The organism is Staphylococcus sp. HMSC055A09 (assembly GCF_001809655.1).
GTDB classification, from domain to species: Bacteria; Bacillota; Bacilli; order Staphylococcales; family Staphylococcaceae; genus Staphylococcus; species Staphylococcus capitis.
The window spans coordinates 1-18,969 of record NZ_KV798360.1 but is presented as its reverse complement, the minus strand read 5'-3'; the positions used below and the strand labels follow the sequence as shown (position 1 = coordinate 18,969).

The 18,969-nt window shown below is 31.2% G+C and carries 18 protein-coding genes; 11 read left to right on the top strand and 7 right to left on the bottom strand.

The features are described 5' to 3' along the window. Positions 1-47 precede the first annotated feature (47 nt). Genes HMPREF2642_RS02295 through arsC form a run of 3 tightly spaced genes read left to right on the top strand, consistent with a single transcriptional unit; the run spans position 48 to position 2,066 of the window. Complete coding sequence (locus HMPREF2642_RS02295; RefSeq protein WP_070597629.1) at positions 48-365, top strand: ArsR/SmtB family transcription factor; 318 nt, start codon at positions 48-50, stop codon at positions 363-365. Beyond that, on the top strand, positions 362-1,654 hold the full coding sequence (gene arsB / locus HMPREF2642_RS02290) for an arsenite efflux transporter membrane subunit ArsB (protein WP_176744842.1): 1,293 nt from the start codon (positions 362-364) through the stop codon (positions 1,652-1,654). The genes HMPREF2642_RS02295 and arsB overlap by 4 nt, the downstream gene beginning before the upstream one ends. 16 nt (positions 1,655-1,670) lie before the next feature. Further along, complete coding sequence (arsC, locus tag HMPREF2642_RS02285; RefSeq protein WP_002477375.1) at positions 1,671-2,066, top strand: arsenate reductase (thioredoxin); 396 nt, start codon at positions 1,671-1,673, stop codon at positions 2,064-2,066. Between the two features lie 205 nt (positions 2,067-2,271). Here the strand turns inward: arsC and HMPREF2642_RS02280 are convergent, their stop codons facing one another. Genes HMPREF2642_RS02280 through HMPREF2642_RS02270 form a run of 3 tightly spaced genes read right to left on the bottom strand, consistent with a single transcriptional unit; the run spans position 2,272 to position 6,285 of the window. Then, positions 2,272-2,754 carry a YdhK family protein gene (locus HMPREF2642_RS02280; protein WP_002487267.1) on the bottom strand — a complete coding sequence of 161 codons (483 nt, stop codon included), beginning with the start codon at positions 2,752-2,754 and terminating at the stop codon, positions 2,272-2,274. 19 nt (positions 2,755-2,773) lie between these two features. Then, positions 2,774-4,207, bottom strand: a complete 1,434-nt coding sequence (locus HMPREF2642_RS02275) for a multicopper oxidase family protein (protein ID WP_060556183.1) — start codon at positions 4,205-4,207, stop codon at positions 2,774-2,776. A 14-nt stretch (positions 4,208-4,221) separates the two neighbouring features. Then, positions 4,222-6,285: a heavy metal translocating P-type ATPase gene (locus HMPREF2642_RS02270; RefSeq protein WP_070597627.1), complete on the bottom strand. Its 2,064-nt coding sequence runs from the start codon at positions 6,283-6,285 to the stop codon at positions 4,222-4,224. A 165-nt stretch (positions 6,286-6,450) separates the two neighbouring features. Between HMPREF2642_RS02270 and HMPREF2642_RS02265 the strand changes: the two genes are divergently transcribed. The 5 genes from HMPREF2642_RS02265 to ccrB all read left to right on the top strand — a co-directional run bounded on the left by HMPREF2642_RS02265 (position 6,451) and on the right by ccrB (position 13,603). Then, positions 6,451-8,004: a hypothetical protein gene (locus tag HMPREF2642_RS02265; protein WP_070597626.1), complete on the top strand. Its 1,554-nt coding sequence runs from the start codon at positions 6,451-6,453 to the stop codon at positions 8,002-8,004. A gap of 264 nt (positions 8,005-8,268) precedes the next feature. Then, positions 8,269-8,577, top strand: coding sequence for a cassette chromosome ssDNA-binding protein (ssb, locus tag HMPREF2642_RS02260; RefSeq protein WP_053026996.1), 309 nt, complete (start codon positions 8,269-8,271; stop codon positions 8,575-8,577). Further along, positions 8,577-10,370 (top strand): cassette chromosome replicative helicase, encoded by a 1,794-nt coding sequence (gene cch1, locus HMPREF2642_RS02255; RefSeq protein ID WP_070597625.1) that lies wholly within the window; start codon positions 8,577-8,579, stop codon positions 10,368-10,370. Before ssb ends, cch1 begins: the two co-directional genes overlap by 1 nt. Positions 10,371-10,603: 233 nt before the next feature. Then, positions 10,604-11,953: a cassette chromosome recombinase CcrA gene (ccrA, locus tag HMPREF2642_RS02250; RefSeq protein WP_070597624.1), complete on the top strand. Its 1,350-nt coding sequence runs from the start codon at positions 10,604-10,606 to the stop codon at positions 11,951-11,953. A 21-nt stretch (positions 11,954-11,974) separates the two neighbouring features. Then, the gene (gene ccrB / locus HMPREF2642_RS02245; protein ID WP_070597623.1) at positions 11,975-13,603 is read left to right on the top strand and encodes a cassette chromosome recombinase CcrB; all 1,629 of its coding nucleotides are present in this window, start codon (positions 11,975-11,977) and stop codon (positions 13,601-13,603) included. Positions 13,604-13,632: 29 nt separating this feature from the next. Here the strand turns inward: ccrB and HMPREF2642_RS02240 are convergent, their stop codons facing one another. Then, positions 13,633-13,926, bottom strand: coding sequence for a hypothetical protein (locus HMPREF2642_RS02240; RefSeq protein ID WP_049389716.1), 294 nt, complete (start codon positions 13,924-13,926; stop codon positions 13,633-13,635). Between the two features lie 533 nt (positions 13,927-14,459). On the opposite strand from HMPREF2642_RS02240, the gene HMPREF2642_RS02235 reads away from it, so the two are divergent. The 3 genes from HMPREF2642_RS02235 (at position 14,460) to HMPREF2642_RS02225 (ending at position 15,727) form a co-directional block, all read left to right on the top strand. After that, positions 14,460-14,810: an SAUGI family uracil-DNA glycosylase inhibitor gene (locus HMPREF2642_RS02235; RefSeq protein ID WP_049389715.1), complete on the top strand. Its 351-nt coding sequence runs from the start codon at positions 14,460-14,462 to the stop codon at positions 14,808-14,810. 86 nt (positions 14,811-14,896) lie between these two features. Further along, positions 14,897-15,208, top strand: a complete 312-nt coding sequence (locus tag HMPREF2642_RS02230) for a DUF960 domain-containing protein (RefSeq protein WP_049389714.1) — start codon at positions 14,897-14,899, stop codon at positions 15,206-15,208. A gap of 15 nt (positions 15,209-15,223) precedes the next feature. Beyond that, positions 15,224-15,727 (top strand): DUF1643 domain-containing protein, encoded by a 504-nt coding sequence (locus HMPREF2642_RS02225; RefSeq protein WP_070597622.1) that lies wholly within the window; start codon positions 15,224-15,226, stop codon positions 15,725-15,727. Between the two features lie 181 nt (positions 15,728-15,908). Here HMPREF2642_RS02225 and gtfB read toward each other — a convergent pair whose 3' ends face one another. From gtfB to HMPREF2642_RS11930, 3 genes are all read right to left on the bottom strand, one after another. Then, positions 15,909-17,228, bottom strand: a complete 1,320-nt coding sequence (gene gtfB, locus HMPREF2642_RS02220; RefSeq protein WP_070597621.1) for an accessory Sec system glycosylation chaperone GtfB — start codon at positions 17,226-17,228, stop codon at positions 15,909-15,911. Then, positions 17,221-18,729, bottom strand: a complete 1,509-nt coding sequence (gene gtfA, locus HMPREF2642_RS02215; protein ID WP_070597647.1) for an accessory Sec system glycosyltransferase GtfA — start codon at positions 18,727-18,729, stop codon at positions 17,221-17,223. The genes gtfB and gtfA overlap by 8 nt, the downstream gene beginning before the upstream one ends. Before the next feature lie 88 nt (positions 18,730-18,817). Beyond that, a partial coding sequence (locus HMPREF2642_RS11930; RefSeq protein ID WP_141744469.1) for an LPXTG cell wall anchor domain-containing protein occupies positions 18,818-18,969 on the bottom strand: 152 nt, incomplete at its 5' end.

Below are 18,969 nucleotides of genomic sequence, written 5' to 3'. Positions count from 1 at the left end.
AACCATCTATATAGATGGTAATCTATGTTTGTGGAGGTATTAAATATATGTCTTATAAGGAATTATCATTGCATTTAAAAGTTTTATCAGATCCAAGTCGATTAGAAATATTAGACTTATTATCTTGTGGTGAACTATGTGCTTGTGATTTGTTAGCGTATTTTCAATTTTCACAACCTACATTAAGTCATCATATGAAACTATTAGTAGATAATGAATTAGTAACCACGTGGAAAGACGGTACAAAACGTATGTATAAACTTAAACGTGAATACTTAGATTCAATCAACAAAGAATTAACTTATATTAACTCTCCTACTCAACAATGTATGTGTAAAAAATTAAAGACAGGTGAATGTAAATAATGACTATTTTAGCGATTATTATCTTTCTTTTAACCCTAATTTTTGTTATTTGGCAACCTAAAGGGCTAGATATTGGTATTACAGCATTAATCGGAGCTATCATTGCTATTATTACAGGCGTTGTTAGTCTTTCGGATGTTGTTGAAGTCACGGGTATTGTTTGGAATGCTACTTTAACTTTCGTCGCTGTTATACTCATTTCACTAATTTTAGATGAAATTGGATTTTTCGAATGGGCAGCTATACATATGGTTAGAGCTTCAAATGGTAATGGGTTTAAAATGTTTGTCTACATTATGTTATTAGGAGCTATTGTAGCTGCTTTTTTTGCCAACGATGGAGCTGCTTTAATTCTCACTCCAATCGTACTTGCTATGGTAAGAAATCTTGGGTTTAATCAAAAAGTCATTTTTCCTTTTATCATTGCCAGTGGATTCATTGCAGATACTACATCTCTCCCATTAATTGTAAGTAATTTAGTAAATATTGTTTCTGCTGACTACTTCAATATTGGATTTATCGAATATATAAGTCGTATGATTATTCCAAATATATTCTCTTTAATAGCAAGTATTGTTGTATTATGGTTATATTTCAGAAAAGTTATTCCTAACAATTTTGAAATTAAAAATCTTAAAACACCTAATCAAGCAATTAAAGATCCAAAATTATTTAAGTTTTCGTGGATTGTTTTGTCAATTTTACTCATTGGTTATATAGTTAGTGAATTTATTCAAATTCCAGTATCGTTAATTGCTTGTTTGATTGCACTTATATTTACTGTACTGGCCTATAAATCGAGAGTAGTAAACACGAAACAAGTTATCAAAGGCGCACCTTGGAATATTGTTCTCTTTTCTATAGGCATGTATTTAGTTGTATTTGGTCTGAAAAATGTGGGTATTACTGCACTATTAGCTAATATTCTATCAAGCATATCAAACTATGGACTGTTTAGTAGTGTTATAGGTATGGGCTTCATATCCGCATTTCTTTCAGCAATTATGAATAATATGCCTACCGTATTAATTGATGCAATTGCTATTGGACAATCTGCAACTACTGGTTTAATCAAAGAAGGCATGATTTATGCCAATATCATTGGAGCAGATTTAGGACCTAAAATTACGCCTATAGGATCTTTAGCTACACTACTATGGCTACACGTTTTAACACAAAAGGGAGTAAAAATTTCGTGGGGCACATATTTTAAAACGGGTATTGTTATTACTATTCCTGTTCTTTTTATCACATTAGTCGGTTTATACGTTACACTTATTATATTTTAAAAAAGAGGTATCAATGATGACAAAGAAAATAATTTATTTTATATGTACAGGTAATTCATGCCGTAGCCAAATGGCTGAAGGCTGGGGTAAAAAAATCTTAGGAGATGAATGGCAAGTATATTCTGGAGGTATTGAGGCACACGGTGTAAATCCAAAAGCAATCGAAGCGATGAAAGAAGTTGGAATTGATATATCAAATCATACTTCTAATTTAATTGACAACACTATACTAAACCAATCTGATTTAGTAGTAACTCTATGTAGCGATGCTGATCAAAACTGTCCTGTATTGCCGCCTAATGTAAAGAAAGAGCATTGGGGATTTGACGATCCTGCTGGCAAACCTTGGTCAGAATTCCAACGTGTTAGAGATGAAATCAAAGCAGCCATTGACTCATTTAAAACTAGATAAACTTTAAGCGTCTCAATATCATTGGGACGCTTTTTTATTATTAATTATTTTATACTTTTTGATTTATCTCCAGGATTAGTCATTTTTCTTATCTTTTTAATTTACACACTAAAAAATATCCTCCTTAACAATAATAAGTTATTTAAATTATTGATTAAGGAGGATATTTTTATATCTATTTATTTCTCAATCTAGAACTAGATTTTTATCGTGCTTTCAGCTCATTTCCTGTCATCCATTTATGATTTTTAATGATTTTACCATTATCTTTGGATTTGTAATCAACTACGTAAACAGTAGTCTTTTTCACGTTATCTATATTGGCTGTAGCACCTTTCATACCAGACATATGACTTGCTTCTAATTTAACAGTATCGCCCTTACTAAATCCATCTTTAGGTGCATCTTTGATCTCTTCGTTTACGACCCATTTATGATTGTTTACTTTTTCATTTCCATTTGTGGGTTTATAACTTACAACATAGGCATAAGTTTTATACGCACCTTTTACAGTAGCTTCTGCACCTTTCATACCTGGCATATGCCCTGCTGTAATCGTTACTTTATCTCCTACTTTAAATTCACCCTCATTAGTCGATGTCATATCTTCAGGAACTTTACTTTCATCATTATGCTTCATATGGCTCTCACTTTTTTGGTCATTAGTGTCTTTATCTTTTTTCATCATATTAAAATCTCCCTATTGATTAGTTTGTTACTTTTATTTGACCCATCATTCCATTATCTTCATGCTCAAGTATATGACAGTGAAACATGTATGTTCCAGTATTTTTAAATACAACCTCTATTTTAGCTTTTTGTCCAGGTTCCAAAGATATAACATCCTTTTTACCCCTCATATCTTTTGGAGGTTTCTCACCATCCACAGATAAAACTTTAAATTGCGTTCCATGGATGTGGAAAGGATGTTTCATACCACCCATTTTATCTTTGACATTTTCAATTTCCCATACTTCTTTCTGGTTTAACTTTTGTGTAAAATCTATTCTGTTAGGATCGAATTTATTACCATTAATGGTAACATGATCATTCATACCTTCTAATTTTATTTTTTTACTTACTTTTGGTGTATTACCTTTGTTAGAACTTTTCTCTTTGTTACTAATCGGTAAAATTACAGTTTTATCATTATCAACCAGACTGATTTTCTCGCCTTTCATTTTAGATAAATCTATTACTATTTCTTTTCTTTCTGAAGGAGCTAAATTAATTTCTTTTAATTTTTTAGCGTTTTTTAATTGACCGCCATCTGAAGCAATATACTCAAAACTTTGATTATTACTTAGCTTAAGATTTAAATCTCGAGCATTAGAACCATTTAAAAGTCTCAAACGTATTTTCTCTTCTTTTGCTGTCAGTTTGGGGTTTACTATTCCGTTCACAAGAACAGTATCACCTTGAGTGCCATCTTCGTCTTTCGTTTTTGAATAATTTAATTTTTTAGATACAAATGTTTTATCTTGGATTATTATAGGCAAATCATTTTTTCCATAATTACTAGGATAATTATTCTTTTTACTATCTTCTATATATAATAATCCTGATAAGCCATTATAAACTTGTTTAGCTGTATTTGGAGAGGGGTGGGGGTGATACCATAACGTAGCAGAATCTTGATTAACCTCGAATTTTATAGTTTTTTCTTTTCCTGGTTTTATAACCTGAGAAGGTCCTCCATCCACTTTTCCATTTATTTCTAATCCATGCCAATGAAATGTTGTATTTTCATCTAAGTTATTTATTAACTTAATTTTAACTTTATCTCCTTTTTTTAATTTTAAAGTTGGTCCAAGTAAATTTCCATTGTAGCCTAAAGTATTAGAAAAATTATTTTTGTAAAACTCTGTCTTTCCTTTCTGAGCTTTTAATGTATAATTTTTATAACCATTGTTATCTTTTTTTGACTCTGCAACTTCAGGAAATATTATTTCATTTTTTCCTTGTGAAGAATTTAATTTCTTTCTTTCGTCATGATGTTTCATATTTGTCATGTCCATTGTACTTTTCTTATCTTCTTTCATGTTCATCATGTCATTCTTACTTTCTGCGAAAGTATCATTAGACGCAATAATTATTATGGAAAAAATTATAATTAAAATTGCAAAAACTTTATTATACATAAGGTTTACCTCTTTTATTTTAATTTTAATGTAAAAGCATTAATCGCTACTATAATTGTACTTAAAGACATTAATATTGCTCCTACAGCTGGTGATAATATTAACCCGATAAATGCTAATGCGCCAGCTGCTAAAGGTACAGCAACAATATTATAACCTGCACCCCACCATAAGTTTTGCACCATTTTTCTCATAGTATTATTTGAAAGGGTCAAGAAATGAATAATATCTGATGGATTACTTTTAACAAGTATGATATCACCTGAATCCACTGCAACATCTGTGCCTGCACCAATTGCTATACCAATATCGGCTCTTATAAGGCTCGGCGCATCGTTGATACCGTCTCCGACCATCATGACTTTATTACCGTTACTTTGATAATCTTTTATAATGCTTTCCTTATCTTCTGGCATGAGTTGTGCGTGGACATCACTAATACCTAATTCTTTTGCGACAGCGTGTGCCACTTCATTATTGTCACCTGTAAGCATGACTGGTGTAATATTTCTTGATAGTAAATCAGCTACCATTTGTTTTGAGCTTTCTTTAATTTGATCTCCTTGAGCAATCATGCCAATGACTTGTTGATCCTCGATTAAATAACTGATTGAATTACCTTGTTGAGCTAATTTAGTAAACAAGTCATCGTCATAATTAAGTTTATGTTTATCAAGATAAGAGACATTTGTTATTTTATATGTTTTATTATCAACTAGACCTTCTAATCCGACACCCGGAATATTATTCACGTCTTGTGGATTAGTAAATGAAATATTTTTACTTTTCGCAAAATCAACAATACTTATAGCTAATGGGTGATTAGATTGACTTTCTAATGAGGCGAAAAGGCTTAATATGGTATCATTACTCAAATCATTTTTAAAGCTCTCATAATGATTCACAGAAAAGTTACCCTCAGTTAAAGTACCAGTTTTATCCATCATTACATAATCGATATGTTGAGCTATTTCTACAGACTCTCTATTTTTAATAATTAAACCATTATGTGCACCAATTGAAGTAGAACGTGCAGTGACTAAAGGTATTGCCAATCCTAAAGCATGTGGACAAGCAATGACTAACACAGTTACAAGACGTTCGAGTGCAAAATCAACATCATTTTGAATGAGCATCCAGACAATAAAAGAAATCACGCCAACAATTACAGCAAAGTAGAATAAATAACCCGCTACTTTATCAGATAACAATTCAGCACTAGATTTATCATTTTGTGCTTGATTAACAAGTCCCATAACTTGAGAAAGATATCCATCTTCTCCAACAGCTGTAACCTTGACTTGTATTGTTCCAGACCCATTAATAGAACCCCCGATGACGTTGTCATTTTGATTTTTTTGTACTTTTTTAGATTCTCCAGTGACTAGGGATTCATCTATAGATGTTTGTCCTTGAACGATAATACCATCTGTTGGAATGCTTTCTCCGGCTTTTACTTCGACGATATCATCAGTCATGATGTCTGATATTTTAACTTCTTCGCGTTGGCCATTATCCATAACTTTAATAGCACTATTAGGTAACAGTTCTGCCATTTTCTTTAAAGCATCTCCAGCATTTCCGACAGCATTCATTTCTATCCAATGTCCTAATAGCATAATTAAAATTAAGGTTGCTAATTCCCAAAAAAAGTCCATTGTATGACCAGTTGCACTACTGAAGTTATTCATATAAAAAGCATACAAGCTATAAATATAAGCTACTGAAATACCTAGGGCAACTAAGGTCATCATGCCTGGTTTTTTTTCAGCAATTTCATCTTTACCACCAGACAAGAACGGTTTACCACCATAAAAGAATAAAATTGTACTTAATATTAACACTACCCATTCAGAACCTGGAAATGTGAATTGAAAAGGTAAGTTAACACCCATCAGTGGCGATAAAAGAATGATAGGTATTCCAAAAATTAATGAAACAAAAAACTTAACTTTAAAATTTCCATGATGATGTGCATGGCCACTATGATGATTATGTGATTCATGGTTATCATGATGCATGTGATTGGAATGATTCATGTGATTTTGATGATTATGCTCTTCACTATTATTATTCAAATTAACCCCTCCTAATGAAAATGTTATAGTAAAGCTACTTATAATATAACATATACCCCCCTAGGGTATAAGGATTTTCGATTTATCTCCAAGATTAGTCATTTTTCTTATCTATTTACTTAGAGTTTGTTGTATATTTAGAGAAAAATAGAAAGGAACTTAAGAATGTTTAAAGTTAATAAAGATGAAAAGCAGTTAGTTAAAGCAGTAGTTCAATTACTTAATATAGCTTCTGAAAATTTAGAATTTAACGAAGAAGTATTCATTAGCTCAAACCAAATGCTAAGTGAGCCATTTATCACTAATAAAATAAGCATTGAAATAAAAGATGATTTCAAGCATGTTATCAATCAATATGGCGCACACGCTGGTTCTGTCTTAATACTTAACCGATTATTCGACGCTTTATATCAATTTTTGAAATATAATTACGATCAAGAAATGCTAGATGAACAATTCGAACAAGTAAAAGAAGAAATTATATCTTATTTTATTGATAAAGAAAGCGTTACTCGTTATTTAGAATATTGCTTACTACAAGATAACTTAATTAATTTAAGTGATAAAGAAATAAAAAATATAAAGATAGCCATTACTTTCGGTGGATCAAAGGAATCTTTAAACCATCGATTTCATTTAACGCCTATTGTAAATAGTATTGAATCTGTTGTTGCAAGATTAAAACAACTCCCCCAATCTAATATGAAGAATGCAAAAACTTACAGCCAATATGAAAATATTCGATTAAGCAAATTAACTAAATGCTTAGCTGATACCAGTGAATTCAATCCAAATGGCCATTTCTATAGCGATATTCAGTTTAAAAGAAAAGATATTCAAATAAGCTATTATGCGACGATGAAAAGTTATATTAGCTCAACTTCATCAATAAAAATGCCTACTAAGAAAGACCTGGATAAGGATATTGATAATTTAATGAAGCATGTTGCTAAAGAACAAGATAATGACTTTACTAAAGCATTTTATACATTTAATGATACTTTACTAATAATAACCAATTGTATGGTCAATAGGTTATTACCTTCTAACACGTATTGGCAATTATTAAATCACAATAAAACGCTTTTATCTAAGTATGACAATTCTAAAGCATCACTCAATCATACTTTATCAGAAACATTTATTGACACATTACTTACTTCTAATAACTCTAAAGAACTACTCAATAAAGATTTTTCTAAAGTAGTTGAGCTACTCTCAAATGTGATACCTAAGCATTTAATTATTTTAATAAATAGTGCTACTTATAGTTTAGAGGAACTTTTAGATGAAGATTTTCTTGATAATTATAATCATAATTTAATATTTCATTTCAAAAAGAGACCCTCTTACTATCCTTTACATCAAGTGTTTAAAGATTTTTATATTTATTACTTTAAAGGATTCAATGATTTAAGAACATTAGCAAATTACACTCGAATTTTAATAAAGGAGGAAATGTACAATAGTTATACTAGAAACAAGTGCTTTGATATATTTGAATTTAATGATTATTTACATACTAAAATTAACAATTTTAATTTCAAAGATATAAAGTCTAATAGTAGTAAAGATAATACTTCTCAATCTCTAAGTATTACTCAGGATAAGCAATTTACGAGGTTAAAGCTTATACATTCTAAGAGCACATTTTCATTATTTGATGACGTTAATTTCTTAAACATCTATAAATCAAAACTAATAAGTAGTCGTAAATAAAAAATATATATTTTTTTTATTAATAGGCTGATAACTGATTTATTAGTAAACATTCATTAAAGTTGCACATTAATCAATTAGTGATTCTAAAGCGCAAACACTCATTCAACACTGTGTTTGTGCTGTTTTTTTTAGGTTATTTACTAAAATTTCGAATGTGAAAAATTAAATAGGAAGATCAGTACTTTCTTTATATACTCTGAACATAAACAACAAGAACTAGTCATAGAAATAAAGGGCATATTAAGAAAGGATGTTTAATCAATGAAAGAAAAAAGCTACGAACAAGAATTGCTATATGAGGGTGTAAAGATAGTTACTAAGAAGTTATCTCCAAATACAGAGTATTCTTTTAATGATTTAAAAAATATGGCAATAAAAATGCCACAATTTAATAATATGGATCTTTCAATTAATGAACAAAGAGAGGTTGGACGTCGTTATAGTTCATGGGTAAAAAAATGTCCTCAAGCAAACGTTATTATAATCAACCGTAAATCAAATCGTAATTTAATTTACCGTAAGGTCAGTACAAATAATATTAGCAACCCTTCGAAAGGAGGTGTTCGCTAATGACTCAAACTAACCCTTCATTTAATCCTTCACCACGATACAAATTAAAAAAAGGTTGGTATAAAGACGTGCCTCCCAAGGAAAAAGGAGGAATGCCTACTGAAGTTGAAATTGCAGGTCCTATCGTTATCGAAAATAAGTTTATTGACCCTAAAACTAACACTGAAAAAATAATTATTACAGACGATGATCAAAAAGAAATTGTTGAATCTAGTGATATTTTAACAACACAAAAACTGCCATCTTTAATGAAGTATGGATTTAGTATTAATGAAAAATATACAAAAGATTTAGGTTATGCGTTGCAACAAATGCGCAACCAATTACCCATTTCCTACTTATATGAAGGGGTAGGTATACTGGAAACACCGTTTGGTCCTATTGTATCGTTAAATGAAATCTATATTACTACGGAATTTGATAATAAATCTCCATCTGACGCCATTTGTGAGAATACTTATGACTTAGCACCTAGGGGCACATTTGATAATTGGTTTAACATGTATATTGACGAGGTTAAAGGTCATCTTCTTTTAGAATTGGCAGTCATATTTGGTATTTCTGCCTTAGTGACAAGTTTTCTGAAGCATAAACATGAAATCGAATTTGCAGGAATTCTCTTTAGTTTTACAGGTCAATCCTCAACCGGTAAGTCAACCGCAGCTGCTTTAGCTGTATCAGTCGCTGGTAACCCTACCAAAGGTAATGAAACTCTTTTTAGAAGTTGGAATGCCACACGTAACGCACTTGAAGGTTATTTGAGTAACAATTATGGCGTTCCTATAGTATTTGATGAGCTTTCATCTACGACACTTAAAGATACCACGGGTTTGTTATATTCCATCGCTGAAGGTCAAGGGCGTCAACGTTCCAATGTACACGGAGAAGTTAAAGCGCCTAAGAATTGGGGTACATCTGTGATTTCAACCTCAGAATACAGTATATTTAATGATTCTGCTCAAAATGATGGTTTACGTGTGAGAACCATTGAGATTAATGAACGATTTACTAAAGATGCAACAAATTCGGACAATATTAAAAAAACTGTGGCACAAAATTATGGTCATGTTTTACCGTTAGTAGCTAAATATCTTATAAATCGTGAAGGTGAAGTCATTCAATGGTTTAAAGAGGAACATGATTGGTTTAATGAATCCTTGAAAGATGAAACAAACAATACAGGCATTCGTATGTTTAAGCGTTATGCAGTCATTACAACATCTGCGAAAATATTAGGTCGTGTTTTATCTACAGATATTGATATCGCTAATATAAGAGGCTACTTTATTGATTATCATACTCATACAGTCTCTGAACGCTCATTAGCTGATAAAGCTATTGATGTCATCATTCAATTTGTGGCACAAAACAGAGGTAAGTTTTCAGATGAAGGTGCTTTGAAAAATATGTTTGAGAACTATGGATTAATCTCATTAAAAGATGACCATATCGAAGTAAAAATGATTGCGAACGTTTTTAAACAGATGCTAAACAATCATCAATTTCAAGATGTTAATAATGTTGTCAACGCCTTAAGAGATAAAGGTTTCATATTAGCTGACCGTGGACGCCAAACAACTAAAAGAAGTGTCAAAGATAATAGCGGTAAAAAACAATCACTTGTATTTTACCATCTAAAATTAGATGTAGAGTTTGCATCTATCCTTGGATTAACTAAAGATAGGTCGTTACTTCAAAATTGGACACCGTCAAATGATAACAAAGCTGCGAAAGAACTTTTTAAATCCGCTAATGAGGGGATAGGCCCTTCAGGAGTTCACGAAGATTTCTGATTGTCTTTATCATACAACCGTGAAGCATCAAACTGAATAATCGACGTATTGAAGATAGAACAAATAACGGAGTGAAGAACATGGATGAACTTATCGAGGTATTAGCCGATTTGGTAATTGAAGAAATCAATCAAATGAATGACTAATATGAACGCCCAACATCTTATTGATGTTGGGCTTATATATCAATTCATCCATAAATATATATTATTACTGTGAAAGGAGGAGCCGATATGAAACAAGTCATAGGCTATTTACGTCAAAGTACGATGAAACAACAATCTCTTGCAGCACAGAAACAAGCTATTGAAGCAATAGCCGAAAAATATCATATTCAACATATCAACTTTTATAGCGACAAACAATCAGGACGCAAAGATAATCGTAGTGGGTATCGACAAATAACACAATTAATTCAACAAAGACAATGTGACATATTATGCTGTTATCGTCTTAATAGGTTGCATCGTAATCTGAAAAATGCATTAAAACTCATCAAATTATGTCAAACGTACCATGTTCATATCTTAAGCGTACATGATGGTTACTTTGATATGGATCAAGCTTTCGACCGACTCAAGCTTAATATCTTCATCAGTTTAGCCGAACTTGAATCGGATAACATTGGAGAACAAGTCAGAAATGGGCTTCAAGAAAAAGCAAAGCAAGGTAGATTGATTACAACCCATGCGCCCTTTGGTTACGAATATCACAACGGAACATTCATCATCAATCAAAATGAGTCACCAACGGTAAAGGCTGTATTCAATTATTACATTAAAGGTCATGGTTATAAGAAAATTGCACAGTTATTAGAAGAAGATAACACGTATATCAATCGACAACCCTATCAAGTTCGTAACATTATTATCAATCCTAATTATTGTGGTCGTGTCAACAATCAATATGGTCAATTCGACAATATGTTTCCTTCTATTGTTTCCACAAGTATATATGAGCAAGCGCAGAGACTTCGATTGCAAAAACAAACCAAACAGACATCTTCGGATAATCAACTCAAACAAAAAATCAAATGCCCATGTTGTAATGCAACACTTACAAATATGACCATTAGAAAAAAGAATCATACATTACGTTACTACGTCTGTCCTAAAAACATGAATGCTTCACGCTTTGTCTGTGATTTTAAAGGCATCAATGCACAAACACTTGAAGATAAAGTATTAGAAGTGTGCCGAGACTTTTATCAAAATCAACGCATCTACACAAAAATTAAAGGTGCGATTGACAAACGCATCAAAAGACAAAGAAACATAGAAAAACATCACATATTGACTCAAGAACAACTGATAGAAAAGTTGGCACAAGGCATCATTGATGCAGAAACGTTCAGAGAACAAACGCAATCATTACGTCAACAACCGCAACGCACTACATCTATAAATGGGCATCAAATACAACACACCATTCAAAATATTATTCAAAAACGTTTCACGTTAAACATATTGTACCCCTATATTGAAACCATTCACATTACGAAAGATAAAAATCTTATAGGAATCTATTTCAAAAATGAACCACTCAATATCGTCAATCAAGCCATGCAATCATCGATTGCATAAATGAAGAAAGGATGTAACATAATGCAACAACTTAAAACAAAACGTGTCGGTATCTATGTACGTGTATCAACAGAAATGCAAAGCATAGAAGGATTTAGTATCGACGGACAAATTAATCAGATTAAAGAATATTGTGAGTTCCATCATTTTGAAGTCAAAGATATCTATGCCGACCGTGGTATTTCAGGTAAATCTATGAATCGACCTGAGCTCCAACGTATGTTGGAGGATGCGAAAGAAGGCAATATCGATTGTGTTATAGTCTACAAAACAAACAGATTAGCCCGTAATACATCTGACCTTCTCAAAATTGTCGAAGATTTGGATAAATCTAATGTCGAATTTATCAGTTTGACAGAAAAAATACCTCTTAATACTTCATCTGGTAAACTTATGTTGCAAATGATTGCAAGTTTTTCTGAATTTGAGCGAAATAACATCGTTGAGAACGTATTTATGGGACAAACAAGACGTGCACAAGAAGGCTATTACCAAGGAAATTTGCCCCTAGGCTATGACAAAATACCAGATAGTAAACACGAACTGATGATTAATCAACATGAAGCTAACATTGTAAAGTATATATTCGAATCGTATGCAAAAGGACATGGTTATCGTAAAATTGCCAATGCGCTTAATCATAAGGGGTATGTCACTAAAAAGGGGAAACCTTTCAGTATTAGTTCAATCACATACATCTTAGCTAATCCTTTCTATATCGGCAAAATTCAATTTGCAAAATACAAAAATTGGAGCGAAAAACGTCGTAAAGGCCTCAATGATCATCCAGTCATTTCGGATGGTAAGCATACACCTATTATTAATCAAGATTTGTGGGATAAGGTACAAATTCGTAAAAAACAAGTTAGTCAAAAACCCCAAGTCCATGGCAAAGGAACGAATCTGCTTACAGGCATTATTCACTGTCCCCAATGTGGTGCGCCTATGGCAGCAAGTAATACCACGAATACTCTTAAAGACGGGACTAAGAAACGTATTCGTTACTATTCTTGCAGTAATTTTCGCAACAAAGGATCCAAAGTATGTTCGGCGAACAGTGTAAGAGCCGATGTGATTGAAGATTATGTGATGAGACAAATACTCGAAGTAGTCAAAAATGATAAAGTCATTCAACGCGTTGTAGCACGTGTCAATCAAGAAAATAAAGTTGATGGTGCCTCACTTCATCACGATATCGCTTATAAGCAACAACAATATGATGAAGTACAAATCAAACTGAATAATTTGATTAAAACTATCGAGGATAATCCGGACTTAACATCTGTAATCAGGCCGTCGATTCAAAAATATGAAAAGCAACTCAATGACATTACAAGTCAAATCAATCAACTCAAAAACCAACAGAATGAAGATAAACCTTCATATAATGCCAAACAAATTGGTAAAATATTGCGACACGTCTTTCATAATATTGAAAAAATGAAAACATCTCAACTTAAAGCACTGTACTTAGCAGCGATTGATCGCATTGATATTAGAAAAGATGGCAATCACAAAAAACAGTTCTATGTAACACTCAAACTTGATAATGAAGTAATTAAACAACTTTTCAATGATACTCCTCTCGACGAAGTGCTCCTTAGCACTTCGTCTTTATTTTTCTATCAAACTCTTTATCTTACAATATAATAAAAAGCAAGGTGCACAATGCACCTTGCTTAATAATAATCTTCATCATCGTCATTATCATCGAAAAAATTTTTATCTCTCATTAACTGTTTTCTCTTTGCATTTAAACGAGGAACATCTTCTCTATCTGCTACTGCTTCATCAAAATCCAAAACTTTTTCATTAAGTACTTTTTCGAAAGTCAAATCTTCTTGTCGCATATAAGTCCAAACTTGACTTTCAATATAGATATCATTATAAGGATAATAACCTTCTATTGTTCCATTCATATAAAATGCTAATTCTTCATCTGGACTGATTTCATAATCATCATAATTTTCCATTACCTTAATCACCCTCTTAGTTTTATAGTTCAATAATAATCCAAAGGTCAAAAATAACCAAATAGAATCTTATATATAGTTTCTGTGTCCTTTAGCAATTCAATAACACTTATTTAATGAAGTAGTTATTTCCCTAATTTTTTCACAACTACATGGTGCTTATATTGAAATTGCTAAAGAACATCCCACAATAATTTTTATCGGGAAAGGAATGGGATTTGCTTACTCCATGAGACAGAAGGATTGTGAAAGCACAATCCCGAAATCCCATTATTATTTATAAATAAATAATATATATATGCAAGCAACGACCCAACTATATCAGTAATATGAATAAATAATTAGCTAATTATTCATCAAAATAGATGGGATCCCGGGATTTCCTTGCCATATCAACGTTTATCTTGGGTTTTCATATGGGATTTTCGGTCATAACTACCGGGATACGTAATGAATTACAAATAAAATATATATTATCTCAATGATGTAACACGTAAATTACATCAAATCATTAATACTTAGGAGGCAATGCCATGGAAACAATCATTCAAGAGCTCAAACAATATATGACGCATCTTTTCCAACTATCAAACGAAGAATCATGGGAATGTGAAGTACTAGATGAAGCAGCAGAAAATATTCTACCACCACGCTTTGTTGATGGTTCTCCCCTTACTCATCTCACACTCGAAACCTACACTTACTACAACAAGGAACTACATGACCTAAGTATCTATCCATTTCTTATGTATGCCAACAACCAACTTATAAGTGTCGGGTACTTAGACAGTTTTGACATGGACTTTCTGTACCTTACAGATACTCAAAATATTATTATTGATGAACGTCATTTACTAAAACAAGGAGGTCAGGACCATGAATAATTGGATCAAAGTTGCGCAAATATCTGTGACAATCATTAGTCAAGCGATTATCATCATGAAAAAAATTCAAAACGAGGTAAAATAACATGAAAATCAATCGATATATCACAAGAGGTATTAGTGAACAACTATCTCTAGACCTTCAAATCTTACTTTGGAATATGGTAAAAGAAAGAGATAATCAAGGCCATACAGATTACCTACACATTTTTAGACTGCAAGAAGATGAGAATATATTGTCAATCACACATGAACAAGAACAACCCGCATACAAATTGGAATATCACTATACAAACTATGTAAAAAATCAAAATGCATTACCTAAGAAAGTCTACGTCATCCGAGAAGATGATGTAGACGCTTTTTATTATGTGATGCTTTTGCCAGAAGAATACTAAAGGAAGTGACGATATATGAATACAATCAAAAGTACAATACACACAGAAGCTATATTTAGCGACGATGAACAACACCGATACTTACTCAAGAAAATATGGAATGAAAAAAAACCCGCTTGTACAGTGATAACGATGTACCCACATTTAGATGGTGTATTATCACTCGATCTTACAACTGTTCTTATCCTTAACCAATTAGCGAATTCTGAACAGTATGGTGCTGTATATCTTGTAAATCTATTTTCCAATATTAAAACGCCTGAAAACCTTAAACATATCAAAGAGCCATACGACAAACATACAGACATTCACTTGATGAAAGCAATTAGTGAAAGTGACACAGTGATTCTAGCTTATGGTGCCTATGCGAAGCGGCCAGTTGTTGTAGAACGTGTTGAACAAGTAATGGAGATGTTAAAACCTCATAAAAAGAAAGTAAAAAAGCTCATCAATCCAGCAACAAATGAAATTATGCACCCACTCAATCCTAAAGCACGTCAAAAATGGATATTGAAATAAAAGATGTTTGTCTAAAAAAATTCTATTTAAATGTCATTTTTATTAGCAAGGTTTTCAACAATATTAAAATATTCTTTATAATTAAATTAGAGCATTCTTCAGTTAACAACGAGAAATGCTCTAAGTTTATTTTGTATTTTGAATTATTATGAATTCTTTATTATATTACAAAGAAAATTGATTACTTCATTTTATTTAGAAATGATTCAATTGAAACTGAATTGGCAGATCTTAACTGCATATTTAATCTATCAGAAAATAAAGTTTTATCATTACTTATCTGATTTATTGCATTGCTTAAATCATAGTAATTATCTAATTTGTATATATTACTACTATGGACAAATTGTCTATTGTGAATAGTTTCTTCAAAAGCAATTATAATCATTTCATGTGCAAATGCTAAATACATACTTTCAAATATTTCTTTCCCTTTATTTATATCTAAATAAATATCGCATTTACAACATAAATTTAAGATAGTTTCCTCAGTACTTTTTGGGTATAAATTTATATTTTGTATTCCACCTAATTGTAATAATCTTGAAGACATTTCAGTTTTAGATGCAATGTGAAATGTGACATTTTGATTCTCTCTAGCAATATATTCTACATATGGAATATTATCAGAATTAGTTATTATAAGTGCTTCATTATTATATTTGTTTACTTTCAAGAATTCGTACACATAACCACTATTTTCAATTTTATGTCGATATGAAGTTTCTACAGAATCCATTACACGATAATATTCTTTTTTATCAGGAATTAAAATTTTCAAGTTATCTATATTTTTTAGAGCAATTTTCATGTTTTCAGGTAAATCATCTTTAATTTTTTCTTGCCAAAATATTCTACACTTCATGTTAAAATCCCGTTGTCTATACAAAAACAGAAATGATGTTGCAAATGAATTAAGCACTATATCTTTTATAGATAAATTTGCTTTTTCAAAAAAGAACGATAAAAACGAGATACGATTATCAAAGAATATATCTTTATTATTCCATCTTAATATTAAATCCTTAGTAACAAGATTCTCCACTAAAAATTCATTATTATTTTGGTCAAAGTAACGTTTCATTATTTGATTTTGATTATCATCCATGACTAATTGGGCATATCGAAAACCATGTTGGTTATAATAATCTATGAATTGAACATGTTCCTTTTTATTAAACCATTCTACTGAAGCCACCACTCTATTACGATATCCCTTTTGATATAAAATTTTGCCTCTTATTTTATCCTTATCCTTAATCACAGCTGATTGATTGGAACCTTCAATTTCCCAATATTTCGGGACTGGAACATCGTTGAAGTAAAGAGGTCTTTCATTTTCGATTGAGTTTCCAGAAAAAAATTTATAAGGCGACAATACATCACTGGGTAAGAATCCATTATCATTAACAACGACAGTTGTAGACTTAATATTCGTATTTATAAATGTTTTATATAATTGAAGCGTTTGACTATTTAAGTTATCGTATAAATTAATCATTTAGCACCTCATCAATTAAGTTTTTCCACTTTTCTTTAATATTTCCTATCAAATAGTTATTTGCAATTTTATATGACTCCGCTCTAGTTTTTTCATTATCTTGAGTAAAGAATAGCAATAGCTTACTTGTGAGTTCAGTTATTAAAGTATCTTCATCCAAATTAGTTATATCTATAGGTACTCTATAACCATTAACATTATTTTTGATAAAAGTGGTATTACCATAATATACATCCAAACCTATTATTCCAAGACCAGAACCAACGGCTTCCATTAGTGTTAATCCGAATCCTTCACTTGTAGAACCCGAAAGATATAATTCATAAGATTTATATATATAAGTAAGATCCATGTGTCCTTTGAGGTGGATATAATTATTAGCTTGATAGTTATCTATAATTTGTTGCAGTTTTTGTCTTTCCGAACCCTCACCGTATATATCAAACCTAATATCATCATTTATTTTGTGTGCTTTAATGACAGCCTTAATAAGCCAATCAACATGTTTCTCATTTGCTAAACGAGAAGCTGTAATCACAGAAAATGGCTTTCTTTGTTGTTCAAATTTTAAATATTTAATATTTCCCACTGGAATAGTATATATCTTAGGTTTAAGATTCTTATATTTTTCAAATTGTAGTTGCAAAACAGCCTTTTGATCTTCTGTAGCAACAATAAAAAAGTCAATATGCTGAGCATTATTAAACACATATTCATAATTATTATTCCATAAAACATATTGGTCATTCGTATTTGAATGATTGTAGTGTTCAGCGTGAATTACTACTCCTACGTGACCCTCTTTTTTATTCTCCAAAATAACTTGCCCAATATTTTTAGAACGGTCTACCAATAAAATATCTTTGTCTTTTAAATTAAGTTGACTAATAAAATACCCTATAAATTCTTTCTTTGAATATAAAATCTTATTCGGAAAGATATACATATTATCGTCGTCTTTTACTATTTCCTCATAAGCTACGCTCCCATTTTCATTAAAAATTTTTCTCAAATAAACTTTAGCTTTTTTATTATATGGCGCATAATACTCTGTAAAAACTTTAGTATAGGTATAAAATTCTTTTCGAATCAGTTTACCACTGGAAACAAATTCAGCACGATCAACAATATCTTCATTTTTATACTTCAAATAACAATTGACATAACAGCTTTTATTATTAAAATAAATTCTTTTTACTTTAGGCTTTATACTTTTAACTTTTACATCGTTTGATTCAAGTTTTTCAATAATATTCTCAATTGTATACGAAGTAGGTTTAATCTTAATGTCTGTAAAATATTGATATATCCATATTACCTCATCATTTGCTATACCTAAATTACTAGTAAGTGTTTGTATATTTTCTTTATTTATAAAATCCAAAAATATAAACTTAAAATCTTCATTCAAGTCATGCAATATGTTTCTTCGATAAAGTTGTGCATACTCAACACCACTACTCGCCCAACCAATACCGAAATTCAGATTATAAATTGTCATATTATCCCTACTTCTATTAAATATGTATGTGCAACAAGGCAAGCTAAATTTATTAGCTTGCCCTGTTAATATAATAATCATTTTCAAATTATTTTTCTTCTTTTTTACGACGTCTACCTAATAATGTTAATCCTCCGAATGCTGCAAGCACCCCTCCGATTAATCCTTGGTGATTGTCTTCTTCACCAGTATCTGGTAATTCAGAGTTTGAATGGCTCTCTGAACCTGATTCGCTTGTTG

Coding starts and splice junctions, on each gene's coding strand:
- HMPREF2642_RS02295 (WP_070597629.1), top strand. CDS start 48: ATGTCTTATAAGGAATTATCATTGCATTTAAAAGTTTTATCAGATCCA.
- arsC (WP_002477375.1), top strand. CDS start 1,671: ATGACAAAGAAAATAATTTATTTTATATGTACAGGTAATTCATGCCGT.
- HMPREF2642_RS02280 (WP_002487267.1), bottom strand. CDS start 2,754: ATGATGAAAAAAGATAAAGACACTAATGACCAAAAAAGTGAGAGCCAT.
- HMPREF2642_RS02275 (WP_060556183.1), bottom strand. CDS start 4,207: ATGTATAATAAAGTTTTTGCAATTTTAATTATAATTTTTTCCATAATA.
- HMPREF2642_RS02265 (WP_070597626.1), top strand. CDS start 6,451: ATGTTTAAAGTTAATAAAGATGAAAAGCAGTTAGTTAAAGCAGTAGTT.
- ssb (WP_053026996.1), top strand. CDS start 8,269: ATGAAAGAAAAAAGCTACGAACAAGAATTGCTATATGAGGGTGTAAAG.
- cch1 (WP_070597625.1), top strand. CDS start 8,577: ATGACTCAAACTAACCCTTCATTTAATCCTTCACCACGATACAAATTA.
- ccrA (WP_070597624.1), top strand. CDS start 10,604: ATGAAACAAGTCATAGGCTATTTACGTCAAAGTACGATGAAACAACAA.
- ccrB (WP_070597623.1), top strand. CDS start 11,975: ATGCAACAACTTAAAACAAAACGTGTCGGTATCTATGTACGTGTATCA.
- HMPREF2642_RS02240 (WP_049389716.1), bottom strand. CDS start 13,926: ATGGAAAATTATGATGATTATGAAATCAGTCCAGATGAAGAATTAGCA.
- HMPREF2642_RS02235 (WP_049389715.1), top strand. CDS start 14,460: ATGGAAACAATCATTCAAGAGCTCAAACAATATATGACGCATCTTTTC.
- HMPREF2642_RS02230 (WP_049389714.1), top strand. CDS start 14,897: ATGAAAATCAATCGATATATCACAAGAGGTATTAGTGAACAACTATCT.
- HMPREF2642_RS02225 (WP_070597622.1), top strand. CDS start 15,224: ATGAATACAATCAAAAGTACAATACACACAGAAGCTATATTTAGCGAC.
- gtfB (WP_070597621.1), bottom strand. CDS start 17,228: ATGATTAATTTATACGATAACTTAAATAGTCAAACGCTTCAATTATAT.
- gtfA (WP_070597647.1), bottom strand. CDS start 18,729: ATGACAATTTATAATCTGAATTTCGGTATTGGTTGGGCGAGTAGTGGT.